This window comes from Leifsonia sp. McL0607 (assembly GCF_049993355.1).
In the GTDB taxonomy this organism is placed as follows: Bacteria; Actinomycetota; Actinomycetes; order Actinomycetales; family Microbacteriaceae; genus Leifsonia.
Window position 1 is genome coordinate 3292482 of sequence record NZ_CP188253.1, and the last position, 24074, is coordinate 3316555.

The following is a 24074-nucleotide window of genomic DNA, read 5'->3' on the forward strand; positions in this document are numbered from 1 at the left end:
CGTGTTGCGACCCCTCTCCAAATCGTCGCTTGTGGAGAACGAGAATGTGCGGGAATCCGGATGTGATGCTGTGGGCATGCGTCCCCCTGAACCGCTTCCGCCGATACAGCGCTCGCCGGCGTTCTCCGTCTCGGCGGCCGCCGCGGCGGGCGTCTCGTCCGCACGGCTACGCCGGTCCGACCTCGTTGCGCCGTTTCATGGCGCGCGCGTGTCCGCAGCCGCCTTCGACGGCGGCTTCCGCTCGCGCTGCGTCGCTTATCGTGCGGTCATGCAACCGACCCACTGCTACAGCCACGATACGGCGGCGATCATCTACGGACTGTCCGTACCCCACTGGATGCACGAGAGCACCGACCTCCACGTTTCAGCTTTGGACGGTGGCCGAGCGCCACGGGGCACAGGGGTGAGAGGCCACAAGTCGAACCTTCGTGCAGAGGAGATCCACGTTCACGGCGGCATGCGCGTGCCCGGAGTCGAACAGGTGATGTGCCAACTCGCATCGGTCCTGACCATCGAGGAACTCGTCGTGCTCGGCGACTCGTGTGTGCGGCGCAAAAATCCGCTCTCGACCCACTCACGCCTCACCGCCGCAGCGCAAGCCGCCCGGAATCGGCCGGGCGTGGGCGCCCTTCGCTCCGCGCTCGCGCGAGTACGCGCGGACACAGACTCGCCCATGGAGACGGTGCTTCGACTGGCACTGGTCGACGCGGGCCTACCGGAGCCTGTCGTGAATCGTCCCATCCGCATCGGATCCGGAATCGAGCTCCACGGCGATCTCGTCTACGTCGAGCGGCGGGTCGTCGTTGAGTATGACGGCGACCATCATCGCACCGAGGCTCGCCAGTACAACCGCGACATCGACCGGATCTGGGCACTCGAAGCCGCCGGCTGGCGCGTCATCCGCGTCAACCGTTCGCACCTCGACAACCGAGCAGCACTCGCCGTGGCGCGCGTGCGCGCCGCCCTTGTCGAGTGGGGACGCAACACGCCGAATTGACGTGAGCTGAGCGGCGTGTTGCGTCCCGTCGTCAGGACGGGAGCGCGCAGGAGTCGCCGTCGCACGCGGCGGCGGGCCGGATCGCCGAGGAGGGCGAGGGGCGGCCGCGGCGCGGCAGGCGCCGGCGCGGCGGCGTCGGCGCTCATGCGCCGACCTCGGCCCAGCGGCAGCAGGCTCCCTGACCCCATACCTACCGGCCAGCGACGTCCGCTCCCTCGGTGCTGCGGGCGATTGCCGCGTGCCAGCGAACCCGCCGAATAGGCCCTTTGCGATTCCGCGAAGCACCAGAGTCGATTGAGACGCGGCCCGGCCTATCGATTCTTGCGTTTTCCGATGTAGCACCAGGGGCACGCGATGTCGGACCAGATGTCGATCTTGATGGGTTCCCTCACACCGAGGTCAACATCCTGCAGTGCTGCAGTTATGCGGGAGTGTCTACCGCCCCGCCGAAGCGTCGGTTGCGCCGCGCGAAGATGTCGATCGCATTCCACAGGTCGGTCCGCGAGAAGTCCGGCCACAGTGTGTCGAGGAACACCATCTCGGCGTACGCGCTCTGCCAGAGCAGGAAGTTGCTGGTTCGCTTCTCGCCCGAGCTGCGTACGAAGAGGTCGACATCGGGCAGGTCGGGGATGTACAGGTGGCGCTGGATGGTCTTCTCCCCCACGGCCGACGGCTTCAGCCGCCCGGCCGCGACCTCCTCGGCGATCGAGCGAACGGCGTCGGCGATCTCATTCCGGCCGCCGTAGTTGACGCACATCGTCAGCGTCAGGACGTCGTTGCCCGCCGTCATCCGCTCCGCGAACTGCAGCTCCTTGATCACGGACGACCACAGCCGGGGTCTCCGGCCCGCCCAGCGCACCCGCACACCCCACTCGTTGAGCTGGTCGCGCCTGCGGTGCAGCACTTCCCGGTTGAACCCCATCAGGAAGCGGACCTCGTCGGGCGAACGCTTCCAGTTCTCGGTGGAGAACGCGTACACGCTCAGGTGCTTGACGCCGACCTGGATCGCACCGGCGACCACGTCGAGCAGGGAGGCCTCCCCTGCCCGGTGGCCCTCGATGCGGGTGAGGCCTCGGCGGTTGGCCCAGCGGCCGTTGCCGTCCATCACGATGGCGACGTGCTCCGGCACGGCTCCGGCAGGAAACGCCTGCGGGTGGACACCGGTCCAGTCGAGCGGTCGGTACGCGACCGCATCCGGGTGCGTGTAGGGCTTGGGGCTCATCCGCTCGCTTTCTGGTCATGCTGGTCGTGCTGAACGTGTTGCAGGGAGCGCAGCCCGCGCTCCAGATGCCACTGGGTATACGCGGCGACGAGGCCGTTCGCCTTCGAGCGGGTGCTGTCGTCCGACGCGTCGGCCGTCGGCCAGTCGCCGCTGAGCAGCGCGCCGAGGAGCGCGATCGTCGCGGCGTCGATCCGGGGAGCGCCCTGCGGAGCGCAGTCGTCGCAGACCACGCCTCCCAGCTGCACGACGACGTGCTCGTGCGGTCCGGTGGCGCCGCAGCGCGAGCAGTCGAGGAAGCTCGGCGCCCAGCCCGCGAGCGACAGCGCTCGCAACAGGTACGAGTCGAGGGTGAGCTGCGGGCCGTGCTCGTGACGCGAGAGCGACCGCAGCGCCCCGACCAGGAGGAGGTACTGCTGCAGCGACGCCTCGGCGTCCGTGAGCCGGTCGGCCGCTTCCACCATCGCGTTCGCGGCGGTGTAGCTCGCATAGTCTTCGGCGATGAGCGCTCCGTACGCCCCGATCGTCTCCGCCTGCGTGACGACATCGAGCGATCGGCCCTCGTACAGCTGCACGTCGGCGACCATGAACGGCTCCAGCCGCGACCCGAACTTCGACGCCGTGCGCCGCACGCCCTTGGCGACGCCGCGGATCTTGCCGTGCTGTCTGCTCAGCATCGTGACGATCCGGTCGGCCTCGCCCAGCTTGTGGGTTCGCAGCACGACCACTTCATCACGGTAGACAGGCACCCCTCCAGTATCGCGCCTGATCCGCCCCGCCATGCTCAGGGCGGACGGCCGCTCGTGATAGAAGTGACGGGTGACGACCGCCGCCTTCTCGATCCCCCTCTGGGGCGACCTGGTGGCCGTCGGCGTCGGCAGCCTCCAGGGCGCGATGTTCGCCTCCGGGTTCCGCGACCGTCGGCTCGACCTGCTCGGCGTTGCGATCATCGGCGTGGCGACCGGCGTGGGCGGCGGCCTCCTCCGCGATCTGCTGCTCAACGTCACTCCGGTCGCGCTCCAGTCCAACTGGTACCTGCCGGCGACGGTCGTCGCCGCGCTGCTCGGGATGCTGCTGGTGCGACTGTTCCGCCGGCTCGACCCGATCATCACCTTCCTCGATGCCCTGACGATCGGGTTGTTCGGCGCCATCGGCGCGACGAAGGCGCTGGCGCTCGGACTCCCGGAGGTGCCCGCCGTGTTCGTCGGCGTGGTCTCGGCCGTCGGCGGGTCGATCCTGCGCGACATGCTGCTGAACCTCCCCATTGCTCTCATGCACGTCGGCTCGCTGTACGCGGTCGCGGCGGGCGCCGGCACGATCGTCCTGGTGTTGCTGGTCGACTTCGGCACGCCGTTCACCGTTGCGGTGCTCGTGTGCGTTCTCGTCACGCTGATCATCCGGCTGCTGGCCGTACGGTTCGGGTGGAGCCTCCCGGAGCAGCGCGAGCTCGGTCGGCTGCGCGCGCCCAGGTGGATGGCGTTCGGGTTCGGGAGGCGGCCGAGCGCCGAACACACCATCGAGCGCACCGACACGGGTGCGATCCCGCGGTACCGCATCGACCGGCCGGACGACTCGGAGTAACTCCGGAGGATCGGAGCGACACGCCGCCCGGAACGCAGGAACTCCGGAGACCCGGGCCGCCTGGGCCGAGATCTCCGGAGTTTCGGAACGTGGGTGAAGCGGCGCTCAGGCCCCGACGAGCTCCGCCTGCGTTGCGTGGCCGGCCGACGCGCGCACCGCGCGGTTGACCGCCGAGACGACCGCTTTGAACGACGCGGTCGTCGTGTCGCCGTCGATGCCGACACCCCACAGTCGCACGCCATCGACATCGAGCTCGACGTAGGCCGCTGCCTGCGCCGACTCGCTCGCCGAGAGCGTGTGCTGCGAGTAGTCGTAGAGGTGGGCGTTGATGCCGCGGGCGTTCAAGATGTCGAAGAACGCGGCGATCGGGCCGTTGCCCTCCCCCGTCGCCTTCGAGACGGTGTCGCCGTCGCGCAGGGCGACCGTGAGGGTGACGTGCTCGCCGGTCTCGTTGGTCGTGCTCGTGCTGCCCAGCTCGAAGCGGCCCCACTTGGCGTCGGGGTCGGAATCCGGAGCCGGCAGGTACTCGTCCTGGAAGATCGACCAGATCTCGCCGCTCGTCACCTCGCCGCCTTCGGCGTCGGTCTTGGCCTGCACGACACCGGAGAACTCGATCTGCAGCTTGCGCGGCAGGTCGAGAGCGTGGTCGGACTTCAGCAGGTACGCCACGCCGCCCTTGCCGGACTGCGAGTTCACCCGGATGACGGCCTCGTAGCTGCGGCCCAGATCTTTCGGGTCGACCGGCAGGTACGGCACCGCCCACACCAGGTCGTCGACCAAGACGCCCTCGCGCTCGGCCTGCGCGGCCATCGCCTCGAAGCCCTTCTTGATGGCGTCCTGGTGGGAGCCGCTGAACGCGGTGAAGACCAGGTCGCCGCCCCACGGGCTGCGCTCGCCGACCGGCAGCTGGTTGCAGTGCTCGACGGTCCGCTTGATCTGGTCGATGTCGCTGAAGTCGATCTGCGGGTCGATGCCCTGCGTGAACAGATTGACGCCCAGTGTGACCAGGTCGACGTTGCCGGTGCGCTCGCCATTGCCGAACAGGCAGCCCTCAATGCGGTCGGCCCCGGCCATGTAGCCGAGCTCGGCAGCGGCGACGGCCGTGCCGCGGTCGTTGTGCGGGTGCAACGACAGGATGACGTTCTCGCGGTGGTTCAGGTGGCGCGACATCCACTCGATCGAGTCGGCGTAGACGTTCGGGGTCGCCATCTCGACGGTCGCCGGGAGGTTGATGATGACCTTGCGCTCCTCGGTCGGCTCGAAGACCTCCAGCACCTGGTTGCAGATGTCGGCGGCGAACTCGAGCTCGGTGCCGGTGTAGCTCTCGGGCGAGTATTCGTAGTAGATCTCGGTGCCGGGCACCAGCGACTCGAACTGCTTGCAGAGCCGCGCGCCGGACAGGGCGATGTCGACGATGCCCTGCTGATCGGTGCGGAACACGACGTCGCGCTGCAGGATGCTCGTCGAGTTGTAGAGGTGCACGATGGCCTGCTTGGCGCCGAGCAGCGACTCGTAGGTGCGCTTGATCAGGTGCTCGCGCGACTGGGTCAGCACCTGGATGGTCACGTCGTCCGGGATGGCGCCCTCTTCGATCAGGCTGCGGACGAAGTCGAAGTCGGTTTGGCTGGCGGACGGGAAGCCGACCTCGATCTCCTTGTAGCCCATGCGCACCAGCAGGTCGAACATGATGCGCTTGCGCTCGGGGCTCATCGGATCGATGAGGGCCTGGTTGCCGTCGCGCAGGTCGACGGCGCACCAGCGCGGCGCGACCGTGATGCGATTGGATGGCCACGTGCGGTCGGGCAGGTCGACGGTGATCTGCTCATGGAAGGGCCGGTACTTGTGGATCGGCATGGCGCTCGGCGCCTGATTGTTCTTCATGGTCTGTCTTCTCTTCGCGGTGTGGTGTGGAGAGCCAACGACGAACTCCGCGACGAGGGAGGCCCGGAACTAGGACTCGTCGCGGCAGCTAAGGAGGAGCAGACCGTACACAGAAACCACGGTACCACGCGCGGCGCTCACCCGCGCCCCACCGCCAGCGCCGCGGCCTGCCGCACCGACAGGTCGGGCAGATAGGCGCGCACGAGCCCGACACCGATGGCGGGCAGCGCTACCGGATCGGGGTAGGCCATGATCAGCGGGTGAAGCTCCGGCTGGAACTTCTGCTTGAACTTCAGCAGCGACCGGAACCCGTACACGGGCTCCAGCGAAGTGCTGAGGTATCCGAGCACCCGGTCCATGCCGTTCTTCGTGTCGTCGGTCGTGTCTGCGGTGTGCGCCAGCGGCGCCGCGGAGAGGCTCATGAACTCGATGCCGTCCTCTTTCATGCGCGTCGCGGCCTCCGCGATCAGGAACTCCATGACGCCGTTGATGCTCCCGGGCCTGCGCCGCATGAAGTCGAGCGTCCAGCCGACGACGTGGCCGTCGCGGTAGCTCGGCAGCCAGGAGGTCACGCCCTCCACACGGCCCACCTCGTCGATCGCGAGCATCAGCCGGACGGCCGGGTCGTGGAGCTCGTCCAGTCCACCGAGCGTGAAGCCCATCTCGGGGAGGTCCTTCTCGGCGACCCACTGCTCCGAGATGTCGGACAGCTGCACGGCGGTGCTCAGCGGGAGGGCGGAGAACGTCGTCCATTCCGAGCGGATGCCCGCGCGCTGTGCACGATTGATCGAGCTGCGGACATCCTGCCACTTCTTGCCGGTGGTCGCCCACTGCTGAGGCCGGATCACCGTCTCCTCCGCCACGGTCATCGTCGACCAGCCCATGCGGTCGAAGAGCGGCTGATACTCGGCGTCGACGCTGTAGAAGACAGGGATCCACCCGCTGTCGTCGCAGAACCGGGCGAAGCGCTCGATGATGCCGTCGTGCTGCTCCTGCGGCGTCCCGAACGGCGCCCCCGTCGTCAGCGCGACGCGCCCGAGCACCCGGTAGGCCACCGCTCCCCCGCTCGCGGCGTCGAACCAATAGCTGTTGCCCGGCCACGTCGCCATGAACGAGATCGCATCGCCGCCTCCGCGCTGGAGGAGGCTGCGCACCCGGCTGGCGTCGCCGCTCGAGCGTCGCCACGCGCCGCGACCGAGCATGAAGGGGACGGCCGCGAGGATCACGACCAGCCAGAACACCGTTCCGATGTTGTGATACACGACGGTCGCCAGCGGCGTCGTCGGCAGGTATTGCACGGGCTCGCGGCGCAGGAAGCTCACGGGGATGAACCGCTCGAGCACGTCGTTCAGGAGGTCGCTGACGTCGATCGGCCGCGTGAAGCCGGTGTCCTTCTGCAGCCAGCCGACGAGCACGTAGAAGGCGATCAGGCCGACGCCCGTCAGCACCACGATGAGCGCGTACCGCCGCACGGAGCGCGCGGTCGCGAGCACGGTGAAGTGGCGTCGGTAGACGACGAGTAGAACGGCCAGCACGGCGGGAACGAGCGCCGACAGCGCGAGGACGAGTGTGACCTCCCAATACCGCGGAGAGACGGTCGGGCGCGGATCGGCGAACGGCAGGATGCCGAAGTAGAGAGCGGACAGCACCGCGAGCAGCGCGTTGACCGCGACGGCGAGCCACACCGCGAACCGGCGCCCGCGCAGCAGGCCGTACGCCGCGACCAGGAGGGTCAGCAGCGGCAGGACGGAGATCAGCACCGGCCCGATCCCGTTGATCCGCTCCAGAGTGAGGTCGTGCACGCAGCTGCGGGTGACGGCGAACGCTTGGCAGCGCTCCAGCACGCTCCCGGTCTCGGGCACGTCGTTGGAGAACAGCAGGCCGATCGGCGACAGCATCCCGAACCGCGACTGGGCCAGGAGGCCGATCACCGGGCCGAGGGCCGTGATCGTCACGGCCGAGGCGAGCAGCACCCGGACCTCGTGATGAGAGCTGCGGCGCCAGCGGGCCCGTCGGACGTGTCGTCGCAGCAGCACCCCGAGAGCGAGACCGGCGAGCACGGCGAGCAGGCGGTACAGGTCGGACGGCAGACCCGAGTAGAGCAATAGCATGATCGCCACGAGCAAGGTGATCACGCGGACGCGCCGGCGCCAGAGCGTGCCGGCGAACGCGCTGGCCGTCATGATCGTCCCGGCGATTCCGGTGAACACGTCCAGCGCGACCAGATGGTGCACGTTGCGCGACCACATCTCACCGGTCTGCGAGCCGAGCAGCTCGACGCCGATCCCCGCCGCGATACCGATGACGGAGGTGGCGACGAACGCCAGGGCCGTGCGCCAGGTGCCCATCAGCCGCTCGGCGGCGCCGACCAGCACGATGGTGAGCACGAGCACGACGATCAGCTCGGCGAGGTTGTCGGTGAAGAGCACGGCTGTGACCGGGGACCACCAGTGCCCGTCGAGCAGTTGGTCGGGCCCGGCCCCGAGCCAGACCCGCAGCGGCCGGTGCGGGCCGTGGATCGGCCCGGTCACCAGAGCCAGCACGAGGATGGCCGCCGTGAGACCGGTTGTGAACGGGTGGCCGGCGACGAGCCGGCCCAGGGGCTGCAGCACACCTCGGACGCCGGATGCCGACGCGGGCGCGGGCGGCTGCGGCGGCACGATGTCCGGCTCCGACGCGGCGTTTCCGCCCGCCGATGCGTCCATGGGCGCTCCCCCTGTCGGCGTCGCTCCCGCGGTCATGGCATCGTTCACGGCGCCAGCCCCAAGTGGTCGGCCACCACGGGGAAGCCGTTCGTGAGCGTGTAGCGCACCGTGTTCCAATCGTGTGCCGTTCCAGGCGAGATCAGGAGCTCGCTGCGGATGCCCGCTGCGAGGGCCTCGGTGTGCAGTGTCTTCGCGAAAGCAGTGTAGTTGGCATCGTTCTGGCCGGCGCCGAACACGATCAGCGAGTCGGCGTAGGGCGCGTGCGCCTTCATCGCGGCGGCGGGTTGCGCGGCCGCGAAAGCCGAGGCAGAGCCGTCGAAGCCGGTCGAGATCGTGAACGTCTCGTTGCCGAGCGTCGGCCCGAGCTCGCTGGAAGACGCGAGCGCCGACCCGAACAGGTCGGGCCGCGCCGTGGCGAACTGGACGGCGCAGGTCGCGCCCTGGGAGTAGCCGAAGATGCCCCACGCGGCCGGATCGCTGCTCACCCGCAGGTGCGAGGTGACCCAGTCGCGGACGTCCTTCAGCAGGTAGGTCGCGGAGTTGCCGTAGGCGCGTGAGTCGACGCACATCGGGTTGCGGCCGGGGCCGCCGAGCTGATCGGGTGCGACGACGATGGGCGCGTACCCGTTGTGCGTGGCGGCGAAGGCGTCGAGATAGGCGCCGATGCGGCCGGCGGTGAACATGTCGGCAGGCGCCCCCGGCTGGCCCGACAGCGCGAAGAGCACCGGCAGCGCGGGCGGATTCGGTGCGAGCGCGACCGGCGGGAGGTAGACCACGGCCTTGCGAGCGGGGAATCCGCTGATCGTCGCCGGGATCCGCACCGTCCCGATCTCACCCTTCGCCGGTGGGTCGGCCTGCGTCGTGGAGGTCGCCCACCCGGTGCCGGCGACGACCTCCCCGCGCTCGGCGTGGAGGTCGAGCGCCTTGTACGGCACGATGCCGAGGGCGTCGTTGAGATTGCGGTACTCGCCGAAGTCGACATTCACTCCGGCGAAAGCGGTGAGCAGGAACATCGGGATGCTCACCGCGGCGATGACCACGCGCCACCAGCGCGACCGGAAGAAGTTGGCGATCGCGAGCGCGATCCCGCCGAAGCCGAGCGCCACCCACATCGTCGTCACCGGAGTGAGGCCGACGCCGTAGAGGTTGATGACGTCGTCGGTCAGCCAGACCAGGAACCAGCCGAGGAGCGCGCCGACGACGAACGCCAGCGCACCCGCGAGCACCCGGCGCCACGTCGGGCGAACGAGCAGGTAGAGGGCGAGGAGCGCTGCGACGATGTCGACGGTGATGAGGAACGGCGGCTTGTCGATCCTCAGTGTCATGAGCCAGTTCAGGGCGATTCCTCTCGGCGGAACAGGTGGGCGACGCGGTCCGTCGCGCGCCGCTCATCAATTTTCGGGCACTCAGCCTGCGGATAGCTGAGGCTTGATGAGCGTTCAGAAAACTTGGAGGCGTCAGTCGACAGCCAGCGCCTCCACGGGAGAGACACGCGTCGCGCGTCTGGTAGGTGCGACCGGGGCTCCGACGGCCAGCACGGCCGTGGCGAGCACGATCGCCCCGATGAACGGCCACGGTATGGCGAGTGCGATCAGTCCGGCTCCCGGCAGCTGACCGAGCAGCGTCTGGGCGCCGATCCAGCCGTAGAGCGTACCGAGGGCCAGCCCGCAGAGGACCGCCGCGACGACGAGCTGCGCGCTCTCGGCGAGGACCATCCTGCGCACCTGAGCCGCGCTGAGTCCGAGCGCGCGCAGCAGTCCGAGCTCCCTGCGCCGCTGCAGCACGGCCAGCGACAGGCTGTTGACCACGCCGACCGCCGCGATCACCGCAGAGAACCCGACGAGTGCGCTGAAGACCAGCATCGTGACCGTGAGCAAACTCTCAGCGCCCTGGTAGAGATCCGGTTCTTTCGCAGCAGCGGCGCGGATGATGACGAGCCAGGTCTGGGTGGCGACGACGAACATGGTGATCAGGGTGACGCCGATGACGAGGCCGATCGCGGTCCGTGAGCTCCGCTCGGGGCTGCGCAGCGCGTTCGCCGCGGCCAGCCGTGCGGCGGCGCCGCGGCCGAGCAGCATCCCGACGCAGCGCAGCACGGTCGGGAGGAACAGCGGCGCCGCCACGATCACGCCCGTGAACGAAACCAGACCGCCGAGCATCGCGATCAACACCCCTTAACGGTCGAAGTCGGCCAGGGCGGTGTTCTCGGATCGAGAGAACAGGCCGAGCCCCGAGCAGCAGCCCGACACCGAGCAGAGCCGCGCCCGGCACGATCAGCAACAGGGAGGCCGCGATCCGGCCGCCGCTGCGAAGACCGCTCGACGGGCGCTCCTCCGCCGCGCCGAGGGCCTCCACCGGTGCGACGCCGAGCACCCGCCTGCTGCCGATCCACGACGCCAGCCAGGTCGTGAGCACCACGACGACCGGGGGCGCTAGCAGGGACGGCGTGAGCACCGGGTACAGCCTGTCGGGGAGGACGCCCGTCCACTCGAAGACACGCACCGCGACGAAGGCGAGGACGACTGCCACCACACCGCCGGAGGCCGCCCCGAGCACCCCGACGGTCAGGCCATCCGAACGGATCCGGCTACGGGGTCACCCGCCGTCCGACCAGAGGATGATCCGCGCGTGATCCGCGCTGCGGATCAGTCGGCGTCGTCGTCCGCGCGGGTCGCGAGGCCGTGCTCGAAAGCGTAGACGACCATCTGCACGCGGTCGCGCAGGCCGAGCTTCGACAAGATCCTGCTGATGTGCGTCTTCACCGTCGCCTCGCTCAGATACTCCGAGCCGGCGATCTCGGAGTTGCTGAGACCGCGCGCGGCCAGGGCGAAGATCTCGCGCTCCCGACTGGTGAGGGAGGCGAACTCGGCGGGCTCCTGCGTGACCCGTTGGCTGTCGGAGAAGTACTCGAACAGCTCGCGGGTCGCGCCCGCGGCGATGACAGCACTCCCGGCGTGCACCGTGCGGATGGCGGCGAGCAGGAACTCCGGCTCCGCGTCCTTGAGGACGAAACCGCTGGCGCCGCCGCGGATGGCGCGCGCGGCCGCCTCATCGAGGTCGAACGTGGTCAGCACGATGATGCGGGCGGGCGTCCGACCCTCGCGCGCGGCCTCCTCGACGATGCGGGTCGTGGCGGCGATGCCGTCCATGACCGGCATCCGGATGTCCATGAGCACGACGTCGGGACGCGCCTCGCGCACGAGCGCTACGCCCTCCCGGCCGTCGGACGCCTCGCCCGCGAACTCGAGATCGGGCTGCGACCCGACCAGCATGCGGATCCCCGCCCGGAAGAGGGCCTGGTCGTCGACGAGCGCGACGCGGATCGGCGCGCTCACGCGCGTGCTCCCGAGACCACGGGCAGGAACGCCTCGACGACGAAACCGCCGGCGGCGGGACCCGCCGTGAGCGTGCCTCCCGCCAGAACGGCGCGCTCGCGCATGCCAGGGAGGCCGTGCCCGATGCGGGGCACCGCTCCGGTGATCGGTTCCGGTGATGCAGTCTTCATGCTGTTCCTCACAGTGATGGCGATGCCCGGGGCGCCGTCGTGGCGACCCGCCTGAGCGAGTACGACGCTGACCGGTCTGCTGGTGTCGCCGTGTCGGAGCGCGTTGGTGAGCGCCTCCTGCACGATACGGTAGGCCGCGATCTGCTGCGCAGAGCCCAGCCCGTCGAGCTGCCCGCGTCGTTCCATGGTCACCGGCAGGCCGGCGGCGCGCACCTGCTCGACGGTGTGGTCGACGTCGGCGAGCGACGGCTGCGGGCCCTCGGGCTGGCTCTGCCGCAGCTCCGCCAGCAGCACTCGCACGTCGACCAGGGCCGACCGAGCCGTCGCGGCGATGGTGTCCAGGGCCGTGTCGACCGCGTCGGGATCGGCGTGGCGTGCGTATCGCGCCCCGTCGGCCTGGGCGATGACCACGGCGAGCGAATGCGCGACCACATCGTGCATGTCGCGAGCGATGCGCGTGCGCTCCTGCTCGACGACCACGACCTCCTCCGCCCGGTTGCGGTCGAGCTCGGCGGCGATCTGCGCGTGCCGCGAGACCCGCGCGTTGCGCCAGGTGCGCACCAGCAGGCCGAGCACCCACGACAGTCCGAGGACTGTGGCGCTCACGACGAAGAGGAACGCGAACTGCAGCGCCAGGCCGTTCAGCTGGGTCGACAGCAGATTGAAGTAACCCTGGCCCAGGGCGGAGGTCAGGGTCAGGTACAGAGAGGCGACCAGCGCGCCGAGCCCGGCCGAGATGAGGCCGGCGTAGCGCACCACTCTGTCGCCGTAGAGCGCCGTCGCGTAGAGCACGAACAGCACGGCGACGTCGCTGACCAGGATGTTGTGCCCGGTCGTCATCTGCAACACGGCGGCCAGCCAGGCGATGGCGAGCGAGGCGGCCGGAGACATCCGGCGCAGCGCGATCGCGACCGTGAACACGATGAGCACGAGGAACGTGGACCGGCCGGTGGCGTTGGGCATCACGCTGGAGGCGAAGTCCGCGACCAGGCAGAAGAAGACGTAGGCGGCGGCGCCGCCGATGTCGAACGTGAGCTGCGGCCGGGACAGCCGGCGCACGAGCCCCGGCTCGTCGTCGCCCTCCTTCACCGAGGCGCCACCGGAGGAGGCCAGCCAGACGAGCACGGAAGGCGACGCGGTCGAGGGCACCGCCGACGCCGACACGACGCGCTGCCGCGCCACCAGGAAGCCGAGCAACCAGGCGCTCACGAACACCACTGCCAGGAGCAGGCTCATCATCAGCAGGCCGACGCCCTGGCTCGTGTAGTAGCCGCCGATCACCGGCCCGAACTGCGGGAACTTGACGTCGCCGCGCACGGTGAGGAGGTAGGCCTCGGCGGGCGCCCACAGGATCGCCGAGCCGAAGACGAACCAGCGCGAGACCCGGCCGCCGTGCGACGAGATCCCGAAGACGGCGATCGCGACCGCGGTCGTCGCGATGAGCCGGTGCGGCGGCGGAAGCGAGCTGCCCTCGGTGAGCTCGGTGATCACCGCGAGCCACGCGATCTCGAGGGCGACGACGGGCAGCACCCGCGACAGTGCGACGGCGGCGCAGTACAGCACGCAGGCGAGGGCCGCCGACAGGTCGAACGGCAGGCCGGTCGACAGCCACAGACCGAAGAGCACGACGGCGAGAGCAGGCTCGAGCACCCAGCGGTGCGGGGCGAGCGAGCTCAGCAGCCGCGTGCGATCCGACATGTCTCTACGGTACGGGTACGTGCTGGTTCGCCCCGCATCAGGCGTGCCCAATCATCCTTCCGATGTACGGCATCCTGCGGATGCACGGCACCGCAGTCCCGGCCGGGAAGGACGCCCGAAGCACGTCAGAACCCGAGCCTGCCGAGCTGCTTCGGGTCGCGCTGCCAGTCTTTCGCGACCTTCACCCGGAGCGAGAGGAACACCTTGCGTCCGAGCAGCTTCTCGATCGGCTTTCTGGCCTCCGCACCCACGTCGCGGATGCGCGAGCCGCCCTTGCCGATCACGATCGCCTTCTGGCTGTCGCGCTCCACGAAGAGGTTGGCGTAGACCTCCACGAGGTCTTTGTCGTCGCGCTCGACGATGTCGTCGATCGTCACGGCGAGCGAGTGCGGCAGCTCGTCCTCGACGCCCTCGAGCACGGCCTCCCGGATGTACTCCGCGATCCGCTCCTCCAGCCCCTCGTCGGTGATCGCGTCCTCGGGATAGAGCGGGCCGGGAGACTCCGGCAGCAGCTTGAGCAGCTCGCTCGTGAGCGTGTCGAGCTGGATGCTGCTCGTGGCCGAGATCGGGATGATCGCCTCCCACTCGCGCAGCGCCGAGACCGCGAGCAACTGCTCGGCGACCTGTGTCTTGCCCGCCGCGTCGATCTTGGTCACGATCGCGACCTTCTTCGCGTTCGGATAGTCGTTCAGCTGGTCGTTGATGAACCGATCGCCCGGCCCGATCTTCTCGTCGGCCGGCACGCAGAAGCCGATCACGTCCACGTCGCCCAGCGTCGACTGGACGAGCGTGTTCAGGCGCTCGCCGAGCAGCGTGCGCGGCCGGTGGATGCCCGGCGTGTCGACCAGCACCAGCTGGCCGCCGCGCTGGTGCACGATGCCGCGGATGGCGCGGCGCGTCGTCTGCGGCTTGGAGCTCGTGATCGCCACCTTCTCGCCGACCAGGGCGTTGGTCAGCGTCGACTTGCCCACGTTGGGCCTGCCGACGAACGAGACGAATCCGGCGCGGTAGTCGGTCACCTGCGGGCCTCCTTGTGTTTGATCTGCGCTGCCTTGCTCGGCAGTGCGTCGGGCTCCGGGAGGAGCGCCGTGTCCGGCTCCACCAGCACAGTGCTCACGTGCTTGTGGCGGCCGTCGATCCTGTCGACGGTGAACCGGAGGCCGTGCACGGCGACCGTGGACCCCACCTCCGGGAGGCGCCCGAGCGCCTTGGCGACCAGGCCGCCGACACTGTCGACGTCCTCGTCCTCGATCTCGAGGTCGAACAGCTCGCCCAGGTCGTCGATGCCCAGCCGGGTCGCCACCCGGCGGCGGCCGTCGCCGAGCTCCTGCACGAGAGCGACCTCGTGGTCGTATTCATCCGCGATGTCACCGATGAGCTCCTCAATGAGATCTTCGAGCGTCACCAGCCCGGCGATCCCGCCGTACTCGTCGACGACCATCGCGAGATGGTTCTTCTCGCGCTGCATCTGCCGCAGCAGCGCGTCGGCCTTCTGCGACTCCGGCACGAAGAGCGCCGGCCGGGTGAGCTCCCCCATGGTCAGCGTGTCGGCGCCGAGCGCGCTCTCGAAGCTGAGCTTGGCGACGTCCTTCAGGTAGAGCACGCCGACGACCTCGTCCGGATCGCCGTCGATGACGGGCATGCGCGAGACGCCCGTGGAGAAGAACAGCCCCATCGCCGTGCCGAGCCCCGCCGAGATGTCCACCGTGACCATGTCGGTGCGCGGCACCATGACCTCCCGCACCACGGTGTCGCTGAATTCGAAGATCGAGTGGATGAGCTCGCGGTCGTCCTCTTCGAGGACGTCGAACTCGGTCGCCTCGTCGACGATGCTCAGCAGCTGCTCCTCGCTCGTGACCGGCGCCGAACGGGCACGGGAGGGCGTGACCCGGTTGCCGAGCGCGACCAGCCCTCCGGGGATCGGGCCGAGGACCACGCGGATGCCCCGCACCAGCGGCGCCGTCAGCCGCAGCAGCAGCGTCGAGTTCGCCCTCCCGACGCTGCGCGGACTCGCACCGACCAGCACGAACGACACGCCGGTCATGATTGCCGCCGACAGGATGAGCGAGATCCACCACTCCTCGAAGATCTGCTCGAAGGCGAGCGTCACGAGCACCGCTGCCGTCGTCTCCGCGATGATCCGGCTGAAGTTGATCGCGTTGAAGTACGGCCCGGGGTCCTCCGCGATCGCCGCCAGCGACTTCTTCGCGCGTGAGGTCTCGGCGAGGTCGGCGATGTCGCCGCGCGACTGCACGGCAAGCGCCGAGTCCACTGCGGCCATCAGACCGCCGAACGCCACCAGCAGGAAGGCGACGACGAAGAACAGGGTCGCGAGCATCGGCGCCTAGCGCTGTCGGTCGTAGCGGGAGAAGCCCACGAGGATGTCGCGCTGGATGCCGAACATCTCGCGCTCCTCGGCAGGTTCGGCGTGGTCGAAGCCCAGCAGGTGGAGGATGCCGTGCGTGGTCAGCAGCAGTAGCTCGTCTATCAGCGAGTGACCGGCAGTATCGGCCTGCACCTGCGCCACCTGCGGGCACAGCACGACGTCGCCGAGCAGCCCGGCGGGCGCCGGCTCCTCCTCGGTACCGGGGCGCAACTCGTCCATCGGGAAGCTGAGCACATCGGTCGGGCCCGGCTCGTCCATCCACTGCACGTGCAGCTGTTCCATCGCCGCCTCGTCCACCAGGACGATCGCGAGCTCGGCGTCGGGGTGCACGTGCATGATGTCGAGCGCGTACCCGGCGAGGCGCTGCAGGCCGGACTCGTCCACCTCGACGGACGACTCGTTGTTGATCTCGATGCTCATCGAACGGGACCCTGTCGTTTCGGGAGGTGGTCACGGGGCGTGCCGGCTCGGCGCTCGGCGCGGTTGGCGAACTCGCGTGCCTCATCGCGCTCGTACTGCCGGGCCTGCTGTCGGGCGTCGTACTCGGTGTACGCGTCGACGATGCGGCCGACCAGGCTGTGACGCACGACGTCGTCGCTGGTCAGTCGGGAGAAGTGGATGTCGTCGATGTCCTTCAGCACGCGCGTGATCAGCCGGAGGCCGCTCGCCGCGTTGGGGAGGTCGATCTGGGTGATGTCGCCGGTGACGACCATCTTGGAGTTGAACCCCAGCCGCGTCAGGAACATCTTCATCTGCTCCGGGGTGGTGTTCTGGGCCTCGTCGAGGATGATGAACGAGTCGTTGAGCGTGCGGCCGCGCATGTAGGCGAGCGGCGCGACCTCGATGGTCCCGGCGGCCAGCAGCTTGGGAACGAGGTCGGGGTCGAGCATCTCGTTCAGCGCGTCGTAGAGCGGACGGAGGTAGGGGTCGATCTTGTCGGTCAGGGTGCCGGGCAGGTAGCCGAGCCGCTCGCCGGCCTCCACCGCCGGTCGGGTCAGGATGATCCTGCTCACCTCCTTGCGCTGGAGGGCCTGCACGGCCTTCGCCATCGCGAGGTACGTCTTGCCCGTGCCGGCGGGGCCGATGCCGAACACGATCGTGTTGTGGTCGATGGCGTCGACGTACTGACTCTGCCCGAGGGTCTTCGGCCGGATGCTCTTGCCGCGCGCGGTCAGGATGGCCTGGCTCAGCACGTCGGACGGGCTGAGGCCCAGGTCGCTGCGCATCATCCGTGCTGAACTCGCGACCTCCGCCGGGCCGATGTCTTGTCCGTTGCGCACCATCTGCAGCAGCTCCTCGATCAGCGCACGGGCCGCGGCGACCTGGGAACTGTCGCCGGTGAGGCTGATCTCGTTGCCCCGCACGTGCACGTCGACCAGCGGGTACTGGCGCTCCAGCGTGGCCAGCAGGCGGTCTTGCGGTCCGAGCAGACGGACCATCTGGATCCCGTCGACGCTCAGTCGCGCTTCGGAAGACCCCGTCGCGTCCGCGGGCGGGGTCGGCGTCGGTTCACTCGTCGCCAAGGCTTCCTTCCTCGAGCCCGCCCTCGGGCGAGCCCAGAATGTGGGCGTGGACGTGGAAGACGGTCTGTCCCGCGCCCGCTCCGGTGTTGAAGATCAGTCGGAAGTCGCCGTCCGCGTGCTCGTCGGCGAGCTGCTTGGCGGTCGCCACCAGCTCGGCGAGCAGGCCGGGGTCGCCGGCGGCGAGCTCCACGACGTCGCGGTACTGCTCGGTCTTGGGCATGACCAGCAGGTGCATCGGCGCCTTCGGTGCGATATCGCGGAACGCGATGATCCGCTCGCTGTCGAAGACGACGTCGGCCGGGATCTCGCCCGCGATGATGCGCGAGAAGATCGAACGTTCCCCTGTCTCCATGTCACCATCCTATTCGTCAGGTCGGCGGCCGTCGCGGGGCTACCAGCGACCGAGCGTCGCGCCCAGCACCGCCAGCGCCGCCGGGCCCGCCGTAGAGGTCCGCAGCACCGTGTCGCCGAGGCGCACGAGCTCGCCGCCCGCTGTGCGGAAGGCCTCCAGCTCGTGCGGGGCGATCCCGCCCTCCGGACCCACCACGAGCGCCAGCGGCCGACCGTCCTGGCGGACCGATGTCAGCCTTTCCGTCGCTCCCGGCTCCAGCACCAGCAGCCGGTGCGTCGCCCCCAGGGCAGCCACCTGCTTCGTCGATGAGAGCTCGCCGACCTGCGGGGTCCACGCCCGGATGGACTGCTTGCTCGCCTCGCGGACGATCGCCGCCCAGCGCTCGCGTCCCTTGGCGACCTTCGGGCCCTCCCACCGCGACACCGAGCGGGAGGCCGCCCACGGCACCACCGCGTCCACTCCGAGCTCAGTGGCCGCCTGCACCGCGAGCTCGTCGCGGTCGCCCTTGGCGAGCGCCTGCACGAGCGTGATCGCGGGCTCGGTGCGCGGCACGCGCTCCACGGCCTCCACGTCGATGGTCAGCTCGCTGCTCGTGGCGACCAGCACCTCCCCGGACACCACGAGGCCGCGACCGTTGCCGATCAGGACGCTCTCGCCCGGGCGCGTGCGGTTCACGGTCGACGCGTGCTTGGCCTCCGCACCCGTCAGGGTCAGGCGTGCGCCCACCTCGACGTCGGCGAGGTCTTCGCGCAGGTACAGGGAGCTCATCCGTCGCGCCGTATGGTCAGAGGTTGAGGAACCGATCGCGGAGCTTCGCGAACAGACCCTGCTGGAACCGCGCGAGCGAGGGCTCGGGGGCGCGATGGGTCGCCGCGAACTTCTTGATCAGGTCCTTCTCCTTATGGTCGAGCTTGGTGGGCGTGACCACCTGGATGCCGACCCGCAGATCGCCGCGGCCGCTGCCGCGCAGGTGCGTGATCCCCCGGTCTTTCACCGAGACGATGTCCGCGCTCTGCGTGCCGGGCTTCAGTTCGAGGCGGATGTCGCCGTCGAGCGCCTTCAGGGTCGCCGTGGTGCCGAGGATGGCGTCCGTCATCGACACCTCCAACGTGCACAGCAGATCGTCGCCGTCGCGGCTGAACACCTCGTGGTGCTTCACCTTGATCTCGAGGTAGAGGTCGCCGTTCGGGCCGCCCGCGGGGCCGGCCTCGCCGGAGCCCGGCATCTGCAACCGCAGGCCGGTGTCGACACCGGCCGGGATGTCGACGGGGACCGTGCGGCGGGCGCGCACGCGGCCCTGACCCTGGCAGGTCACGCACGGCGTGGCGATGACCGTTCCGTAGCCGCGGCAGCTTCCGCAGGGGCTGGAGGTCATTACGTTGCCGAGCAGCGAACGCACCGAGCGCTGGATGCTGCCCGTGCCGTGGCAGATGTCGCAGGTCACCGGCGCGGTGCCGGGCTGGCAGCACGATCCGTTGCAGGTCTCGCAGACCACGGCGGTGTCGACCTCCAACTCGCGGTGCGTGCCGAAGACGACCTCGTCGAGGTCGACCTCCACGCGCAGCAGGGCGTCCTGGCCGCGCTCTCGCCGCGACCGTGGGCCGCGCGTCGCGCCACCGCCCCCGCCGAAGAACGTCTCGAAGATGTCGCCGAAGCCCGCGAAGTCGCCAGGGCCTCCGCCGCCGAAGCCCGTGGAACCGCCCAGGTCGTACTGCTGACGCTGCTGCGGGTCGCTCAGCACGTCGTACGCGTGCGTGACGAGCTTGAAGCGCTCCTGCGCCTCGCTGCTCGGGTTGACGTCGGGGTGCAGCTCGCGCGCGAGCCGGCGGTACGCCTTCTTGATCTCGTCAGGGCTGGCGTTGCGGTCAACGCCGAGTACTTCGTAGTGGTCGGCCACGTAAGGCTTTTCTTTCTGTTCGTTGCGTCGGAGTTCTGTGTCGGCTCCGGCTGGCGGTCGGTCAGTCGCCGAGGAGGCGGGAGAGGTAACGGGCCACGGCGCGAACCGCGGCCATGTTGCCCGAGTAGTCCATTCGGAGCGGGCCGAGGAGGCCGAGCCGTGCCAAGTCGGAACCCGAATTGTAGGTGCTCGACATGACCGAGGTCTCCGTGAGCCCCTCGACCGGGTTCTCACGCCCGATGCTCACCGCGACGCCGTGCTGGTCGAGCGCCATCTCGTCGAAGAGCCGCAGCAGGACCACCTGCTCCTCGATCGCCTCAAGCACCGGGGTGATGGAGCCGGGGAAGTCGGTCTCGGTGCGGGCCAGGTTCGCAGCGCCCGCCATCACCAGCTTGTCCTGCCGATTGACGGCGATCTGGTCGAGCAGCGCACCCGCGACCGGGGAGACCAGCGCACGCGTGCGATCGGTCAGATGGTCCGGAAGCTGCCGCAGGCGGGAGGCGGCGTCGGCCATCGACAGGCCCGCCGCCGCACCGTTGATCGCACCGCGGACCTCGGCGATCTCGGTGTCGTCGAGCGCCTCCGGCAGCTCGATCACGCGCTGCTCCACCGCACCGGAGTCGGTGATGAGCACGCTCAGGAGCCGGTGGGGCGCGAGCGCCACCAGTTCGATGTGCCGGATCTTCGAACGGGCGACCGACGGAAACTGCACGAGCGCGACCTGGTTCGTGAGGTGCGACAGCAGCCGCACCGTGCGCGACAGCACGTCGTCCACGTCGACGGACTGGCCGAGGAACGTCTCGATCGCCGTGCGTTGCGCCGCGGACAGCGGACGCGCCTCCGCGAGATGATCGACGAACAGCCGGTAGCCCTTGTCGGTGGGGACCCTGCCGGAGGAGGTGTGCGGTGCGGCGATCAGCTGCTCCTCCTCCAAGAGCGCCATGTCGTTGCGGATCGTCGCGGCGGAAACGCCGAACGAGTGCCGCTCCACGATGCTCTTGGAGCCGACGGGCTCACGCGAGGCGACGTAGTCCTGCACGATGACACGGAGCACTTCGAGACTGCGTTCCGAGACCATGCGAACCGCCTCCTGTCGTCGCGGGGGCACCCGCGGATCGGGCACCGGATCGAGCACGGTGAAGACACCGAGCGAGCTGGCACTCGGAGAACCTGAGTGCTAATCATATCGCGTCCCCGCCATAGAACGGGCAACGCGCGACACCGATGATTTACCGTGCACTCCCGCAGTTGTACGGTATGCGCACCGGCTCGGATAGGCCCGCAGCCGCCCACGAAAGGGTTTCCTGATGACAGAGCCGACCCAGCCCCCGCCCGACGGCGACAGCGGCCTCCCTCCCCAGCAGCCGTACGGCACACCGGCCGGTCAGCCCGCCGGCCAGCCGACCGGTCAACCCGCGGGCGCCGTCCCGCCCCAGCAGGCCTATGCGCCCGGCCCGGCCGCTCCCCTCGACCCCGCGCAGGACAAGCAGTGGGCGTCGTTCGCCCACCTCGGCGGGATCCTCTGGTTCCTGCCCTCCCTGATTATCTGGCTCGTCTTCAAAGACAGAGGAGCCCTCATTGACCGGGAGTCCAAAGAGGCCCTCAACTGGCAGATCACGTGGATCATCGCCTGGGTCGCATCGCAGATCATCGGCCTGATCCTCGCGTTCACCGGCATCGGCTTCCTGCTGTTCAGCCTCCTCATCCCGTGGGCCCTGTACATCGTGAACCTGGTGTTCTCGATCCTCGGCTTCGTGCGGGTGAACAGCGGAGGCAGTTACCGGTACCCGGTCAACTTCCGCTTCATCAAATAGACGACCCGTTTCGGCCGATGGGTATCGGCTGCTTCTCAGGATCGGCTTCGGCCCCCTAGGCTGAGACGCGTCATTCACCCATCCCGGAGGAGAGAAGACCATGTCTGCAACACCCCCACCCCCACCCCCACCCCCACCCCCACCCCCACCCCCGCCGCCGCCCCAGCAGCCGTACGGAGGTCAGGCGCAGTCGCTGAGCCCGGCCGACGAGAAGCTGTGGGCGACCCTGATCCACATCGGCGGCATCCTGTTCAACTGGATCCCGGCCCTGATCGGCTACCTGGTGCTGAAGGACCGCGGCCCGTTCATCCGCTCGCACACGGCGACGGCGCTGAATTTCCAGATCACGCTGTTCATCGCCTACGTGGTCGGCTGGATCCTCAGCATCGTCGGCATCGGGCTGATCATCCTGCTCGCGGTCTGGGTGCTGAACATCGTGTTCAGCATCATCGCGGCCATCAAGGCGAACCAAGGGCAGTTCTACACCTACCCGATCGCCATCAAGTTCGTGAGCTGAGACCAGCTCCTATTCACTCCTCCGCGAGCAGCCGTCGCACGACGGCGTCCGCCAGCAGCCGCCCTCGCAGCGTCAGCACCACCGAGCCGGCGAGGGCGGCTTTCGCGTCCACCAGCCCGTCGGCGATCAGCCCCGCGACCGCGCGACGACCGGGAGCCTCCAAGTCGTCGGTGCCCACGCCCTGGCGGATACGGGTGAGCAGCAGCACACGCTCGACGCGCTGCGTCTCCCGGTCGAGGGTCTCCCGGCCGGCCGCGGGCGACTCCCCCGCCAGCACGCGTTGCGCGTAGGCCGCGGGATGCTTCACGTTCCACCAGCGCACACCGCCCACATGGCTGTGCGCGCCGGGGCCGACTCCCCACCAGTCGTGACCGAGCCAGTACGCCAGGTTGTGGCGCGACCGGTGCGCGTCGTCGGTCGCCCAGTTGCTGACCTCATACCAGCCGTAGCCCGCGGCGGCGAGCCGCGCCTCGGCCAGCTCGTACATGTCGGCCTCCAGGTCGTCGTCCGGCTCCTGCACGGCGCCCGAACGGATCTGGCGAGCGAGCTTCGTGCCCGGCTCGACGATGAGGGCGTAGGCGGAGACATGGTCGGGCTCGCACGCCAGTGCGGCGTCGAGCGAGCGCGACCAGTCGTCGAGCGTCTCGCCCGGCGTGCCGTAGATCAGATCGAGGCTCACCTGGAGGCCGGCCTCCCGCGCCCAGCGCACGACGAGCGGGATCCGCTCGGGGTCGTGCGTGCGCTCCAGCGTCGCGAGCACGCTCGGCACGGCGGACTGCATCCCGAACGACACGCGCGTGAACCCGGCCTCGGCCAGCCGACGCAGGTCGTCGGCGACGACCGAGTCGGGGTTGGCCTCCGTCGTCACCTCGGCGCCGGCCGCGATGCCCCACGCGTCGCGCACGCCGCCGAGCATCGACCCCAGGTCGTCCGGCGGGAGCAGGGTCGGCGTGCCGCCACCGAAGAAGACGGTCGACACCTCCCGTGCCGGGACGCCGCTGCGCTCGAGGGCCTCTGCGGCGAACGCGACCTCGCGGACCGCGTGGCCGGCGTACTCCGACTGCGCGACACCGCGCAGTTCGGTGGCGGTGTAGGTGTTGAAGTCGCAGTAGCCGCAGCGCACCCGGCAGAACGGCACGTGCAGGTACACCCCGAAGTCGCGCTCGTCGGCGCCGATGGCCGCGCTGGCGGGAAGGACGCCGTCGGCGGGCGCCGGGTCGCCCAGCGGGAGGGCTCCGGGCATCAGGCCGACCGCGCAGGCAGCAGCGAGCGCAGGTACCGTTTGGTGAACGCGTTCTGCGTGGCACGCAGCACCGGGTACCCCAGTCGGTAGAAGCTGTTGGCGGGACGGGAGAACGCGCGCACGACGAACCAGACGGTCCCGTCGTCGCGCAGCTCGACGAGGAATGCCTCCTCGCCGCTCTCCGGGTGTCCCTTGAGCGTGCCGTACGCGAAGCCCCGACGGTGCGGCTCGTCGACGACGTAGACGACCCGGCACGGCGCCGACACCCGGAACGGCCCGAACGGGACCTTCAGCACGGCGGTCATCCCGTTGCGGATGAACGGGGTTCCGTCGTCGGCGAACACGTCCTCCTCGACCCGGTGCTCGCGCATCCCGCGCGGCGTGCCGTCGTCGTCGAACTCGATGCCCTCGTACTGGACGCCGGTGCCCTCCTCGATCTGGGTGACGCGGATGCCGCTGGCGCGCTGCACGCCCCAGCTCATCAGAGCGGCCGTCGCGGTCTCGAATCGCTCCTCGCCGCTGCCCAGCCGCACCGTGCGCTCCAACGGCCGGTAGCCCGTCGGCGGGTAGTACAGCAGGTCGGCGGCCTGCGTGCCGCCGACGGACCCGTACGTGACGGGCTGGTCGGTGAAGCTGTTGCGGCGCATGAAACTATCCTCCGTCAATCGGCCGCGGAGCGCGAACCGGGCCTCACCCCGCCGCCGAGCCCGCCCACCCCCGCCACCGAGACGTGAGTCGTTGCGGGAATACACGGCC

The 24074-nt window shown here is 69.5% G+C and carries 23 protein-coding genes and 1 pseudogene; 5 read left to right on the forward strand and 19 right to left on the reverse strand.

The features are described 5' to 3' along the window. Positions 1–76 precede the first annotated feature (76 nt). A complete protein-coding gene (locus ACPPVW_RS15985) occupies positions 77–997 on the forward strand; it encodes a DUF559 domain-containing protein (protein WP_426624057.1) in 921 nt (306 codons plus the stop codon). Between the two features lie 323 nt (positions 998–1320). Here ACPPVW_RS15985 and ACPPVW_RS15990 read toward each other — a convergent pair. The 3 genes and pseudogenes from ACPPVW_RS15990 to recO all read right to left on the reverse strand — a co-directional run. Continuing rightward, positions 1321–1389: pseudogene (locus tag ACPPVW_RS15990) on the reverse strand (DsbA family oxidoreductase); the annotation flags it as partial. A 29-nt stretch (positions 1390–1418) separates the two neighbouring features. Next, positions 1419–2219 (reverse strand): isoprenyl transferase, encoded by an 801-nt coding sequence (locus tag ACPPVW_RS15995; RefSeq protein ID WP_426624058.1) that lies wholly within the window; start codon positions 2217–2219, stop codon positions 1419–1421. Next, a complete protein-coding gene (gene recO / locus ACPPVW_RS16000) occupies positions 2216–2965 on the reverse strand; it encodes a DNA repair protein RecO (protein ID WP_426624059.1) in 750 nt (249 codons plus the stop codon). Before recO ends, ACPPVW_RS15995 begins: the two co-directional genes overlap by 4 nt. Positions 2966–3035: 70 nt before the next feature. Between recO and ACPPVW_RS16005 the strand changes: the two genes are divergently transcribed. Beyond that, entirely contained in the window at positions 3036–3797 is a 762-nt protein-coding gene (locus ACPPVW_RS16005) for a trimeric intracellular cation channel family protein (RefSeq protein WP_426624060.1), read from the forward strand. A 105-nt stretch (positions 3798–3902) separates the two neighbouring features. Here the strand turns inward: ACPPVW_RS16005 and leuA are convergent, their stop codons facing one another. From leuA to ACPPVW_RS16025, 4 genes are all read right to left on the reverse strand, one after another. Then, positions 3903–5678, reverse strand: coding sequence for a 2-isopropylmalate synthase (gene leuA / locus ACPPVW_RS16010; protein ID WP_426624061.1), 1776 nt, complete (start codon positions 5676–5678; stop codon positions 3903–3905). Between the two features lie 137 nt (positions 5679–5815). After that, positions 5816–8383, reverse strand: coding sequence for a bifunctional lysylphosphatidylglycerol flippase/synthetase MprF (locus tag ACPPVW_RS16015; RefSeq protein WP_426624062.1), 2568 nt, complete (start codon positions 8381–8383; stop codon positions 5816–5818). Positions 8384–8427: 44 nt separating this feature from the next. After that, the gene (locus ACPPVW_RS16020; RefSeq protein ID WP_426624063.1) at positions 8428–9708 is read right to left on the reverse strand and encodes an alpha/beta hydrolase; all 1281 of its coding nucleotides are present in this window, start codon (positions 9706–9708) and stop codon (positions 8428–8430) included. A 132-nt stretch (positions 9709–9840) separates the two neighbouring features. Further along, complete coding sequence (locus ACPPVW_RS16025; protein WP_426624064.1) at positions 9841–10554, reverse strand: ABC transporter permease; 714 nt, start codon at positions 10552–10554, stop codon at positions 9841–9843. Positions 10555–10582: 28 nt separating this feature from the next. Here ACPPVW_RS16025 and ACPPVW_RS16030 point away from each other — a divergent pair, with 28 nt between their 5' ends. Continuing rightward, a complete protein-coding gene (locus ACPPVW_RS16030) occupies positions 10583–10819 on the forward strand; it encodes a hypothetical protein (protein WP_426624065.1) in 237 nt (78 codons plus the stop codon). A 209-nt stretch (positions 10820–11028) separates the two neighbouring features. Here ACPPVW_RS16030 and ACPPVW_RS16035 read toward each other — a convergent pair whose 3' ends face one another. The 10 genes from ACPPVW_RS16035 to hrcA all read right to left on the reverse strand — a co-directional run bounded on the left by ACPPVW_RS16035 (position 11029) and on the right by hrcA (position 20822). Continuing rightward, positions 11029–11718 (reverse strand): response regulator, encoded by a 690-nt coding sequence (locus ACPPVW_RS16035; protein WP_426624066.1) that lies wholly within the window; start codon positions 11716–11718, stop codon positions 11029–11031. Then, entirely contained in the window at positions 11715–13586 is a 1872-nt protein-coding gene (locus ACPPVW_RS16040; RefSeq protein WP_426624067.1) for a sensor histidine kinase, read from the reverse strand. The genes ACPPVW_RS16035 and ACPPVW_RS16040 overlap by 4 nt, the downstream gene beginning before the upstream one ends. Before the next feature lie 125 nt (positions 13587–13711). Further along, on the reverse strand, positions 13712–14605 hold the full coding sequence (gene era, locus ACPPVW_RS16045; protein ID WP_426624068.1) for a GTPase Era: 894 nt from the start codon (positions 14603–14605) through the stop codon (positions 13712–13714). Next, positions 14602–15924, reverse strand: coding sequence for a hemolysin family protein (locus tag ACPPVW_RS16050; protein WP_426624069.1), 1323 nt, complete (start codon positions 15922–15924; stop codon positions 14602–14604). The genes era and ACPPVW_RS16050 overlap by 4 nt, the downstream gene beginning before the upstream one ends. A 6-nt stretch (positions 15925–15930) precedes the next feature. Next, positions 15931–16392 (reverse strand): rRNA maturation RNase YbeY, encoded by a 462-nt coding sequence (ybeY, locus tag ACPPVW_RS16055; protein ID WP_426624070.1) that lies wholly within the window; start codon positions 16390–16392, stop codon positions 15931–15933. After that, on the reverse strand, positions 16389–17495 hold the full coding sequence (locus ACPPVW_RS16060; RefSeq protein ID WP_426624071.1) for a PhoH family protein: 1107 nt from the start codon (positions 17493–17495) through the stop codon (positions 16389–16391). Before ACPPVW_RS16060 ends, ybeY begins: the two co-directional genes overlap by 4 nt. Beyond that, positions 17482–17847 (reverse strand): HIT domain-containing protein, encoded by a 366-nt coding sequence (locus ACPPVW_RS16065; protein ID WP_426624072.1) that lies wholly within the window; start codon positions 17845–17847, stop codon positions 17482–17484. Before ACPPVW_RS16065 ends, ACPPVW_RS16060 begins: the two co-directional genes overlap by 14 nt. Positions 17848–17886: 39 nt before the next feature. Next, on the reverse strand, positions 17887–18615 hold the full coding sequence (locus ACPPVW_RS16070; RefSeq protein ID WP_426624073.1) for a 16S rRNA (uracil(1498)-N(3))-methyltransferase: 729 nt from the start codon (positions 18613–18615) through the stop codon (positions 17887–17889). 16 nt (positions 18616–18631) lie between these two features. Further along, complete coding sequence (gene dnaJ, locus ACPPVW_RS16075; RefSeq protein WP_426624074.1) at positions 18632–19744, reverse strand: molecular chaperone DnaJ; 1113 nt, start codon at positions 19742–19744, stop codon at positions 18632–18634. A gap of 61 nt (positions 19745–19805) precedes the next feature. Then, positions 19806–20822, reverse strand: a complete 1017-nt coding sequence (gene hrcA, locus ACPPVW_RS16080; RefSeq protein ID WP_426624075.1) for a heat-inducible transcriptional repressor HrcA — start codon at positions 20820–20822, stop codon at positions 19806–19808. 229 nt (positions 20823–21051) lie between these two features. Here hrcA and ACPPVW_RS16085 point away from each other — a divergent pair, with 229 nt between their 5' ends. Together ACPPVW_RS16085 and ACPPVW_RS16090 are read left to right on the forward strand one after the other, a co-directional pair. Then, positions 21052–21558 carry a DUF4870 domain-containing protein gene (locus ACPPVW_RS16085; protein ID WP_426624076.1) on the forward strand — a complete coding sequence of 169 codons (507 nt, stop codon included), beginning with the start codon at positions 21052–21054 and terminating at the stop codon, positions 21556–21558. A 100-nt stretch (positions 21559–21658) separates the two neighbouring features. Next, positions 21659–22075: a DUF4870 domain-containing protein gene (locus ACPPVW_RS16090; protein WP_426624077.1), complete on the forward strand. Its 417-nt coding sequence runs from the start codon at positions 21659–21661 to the stop codon at positions 22073–22075. A gap of 13 nt (positions 22076–22088) precedes the next feature. Here the strand turns inward: ACPPVW_RS16090 and hemW are convergent, their stop codons facing one another. Both hemW and ACPPVW_RS16100 read right to left on the reverse strand, forming a co-directional pair. Beyond that, positions 22089–23318, reverse strand: coding sequence for a radical SAM family heme chaperone HemW (gene hemW, locus ACPPVW_RS16095; protein ID WP_426624078.1), 1230 nt, complete (start codon positions 23316–23318; stop codon positions 22089–22091). Next, positions 23318–23965 (reverse strand): DUF1990 family protein, encoded by a 648-nt coding sequence (locus ACPPVW_RS16100; RefSeq protein WP_426624079.1) that lies wholly within the window; start codon positions 23963–23965, stop codon positions 23318–23320. The genes hemW and ACPPVW_RS16100 overlap by 1 nt, the downstream gene beginning before the upstream one ends. Positions 23966–24074 lie beyond the last annotated feature (109 nt).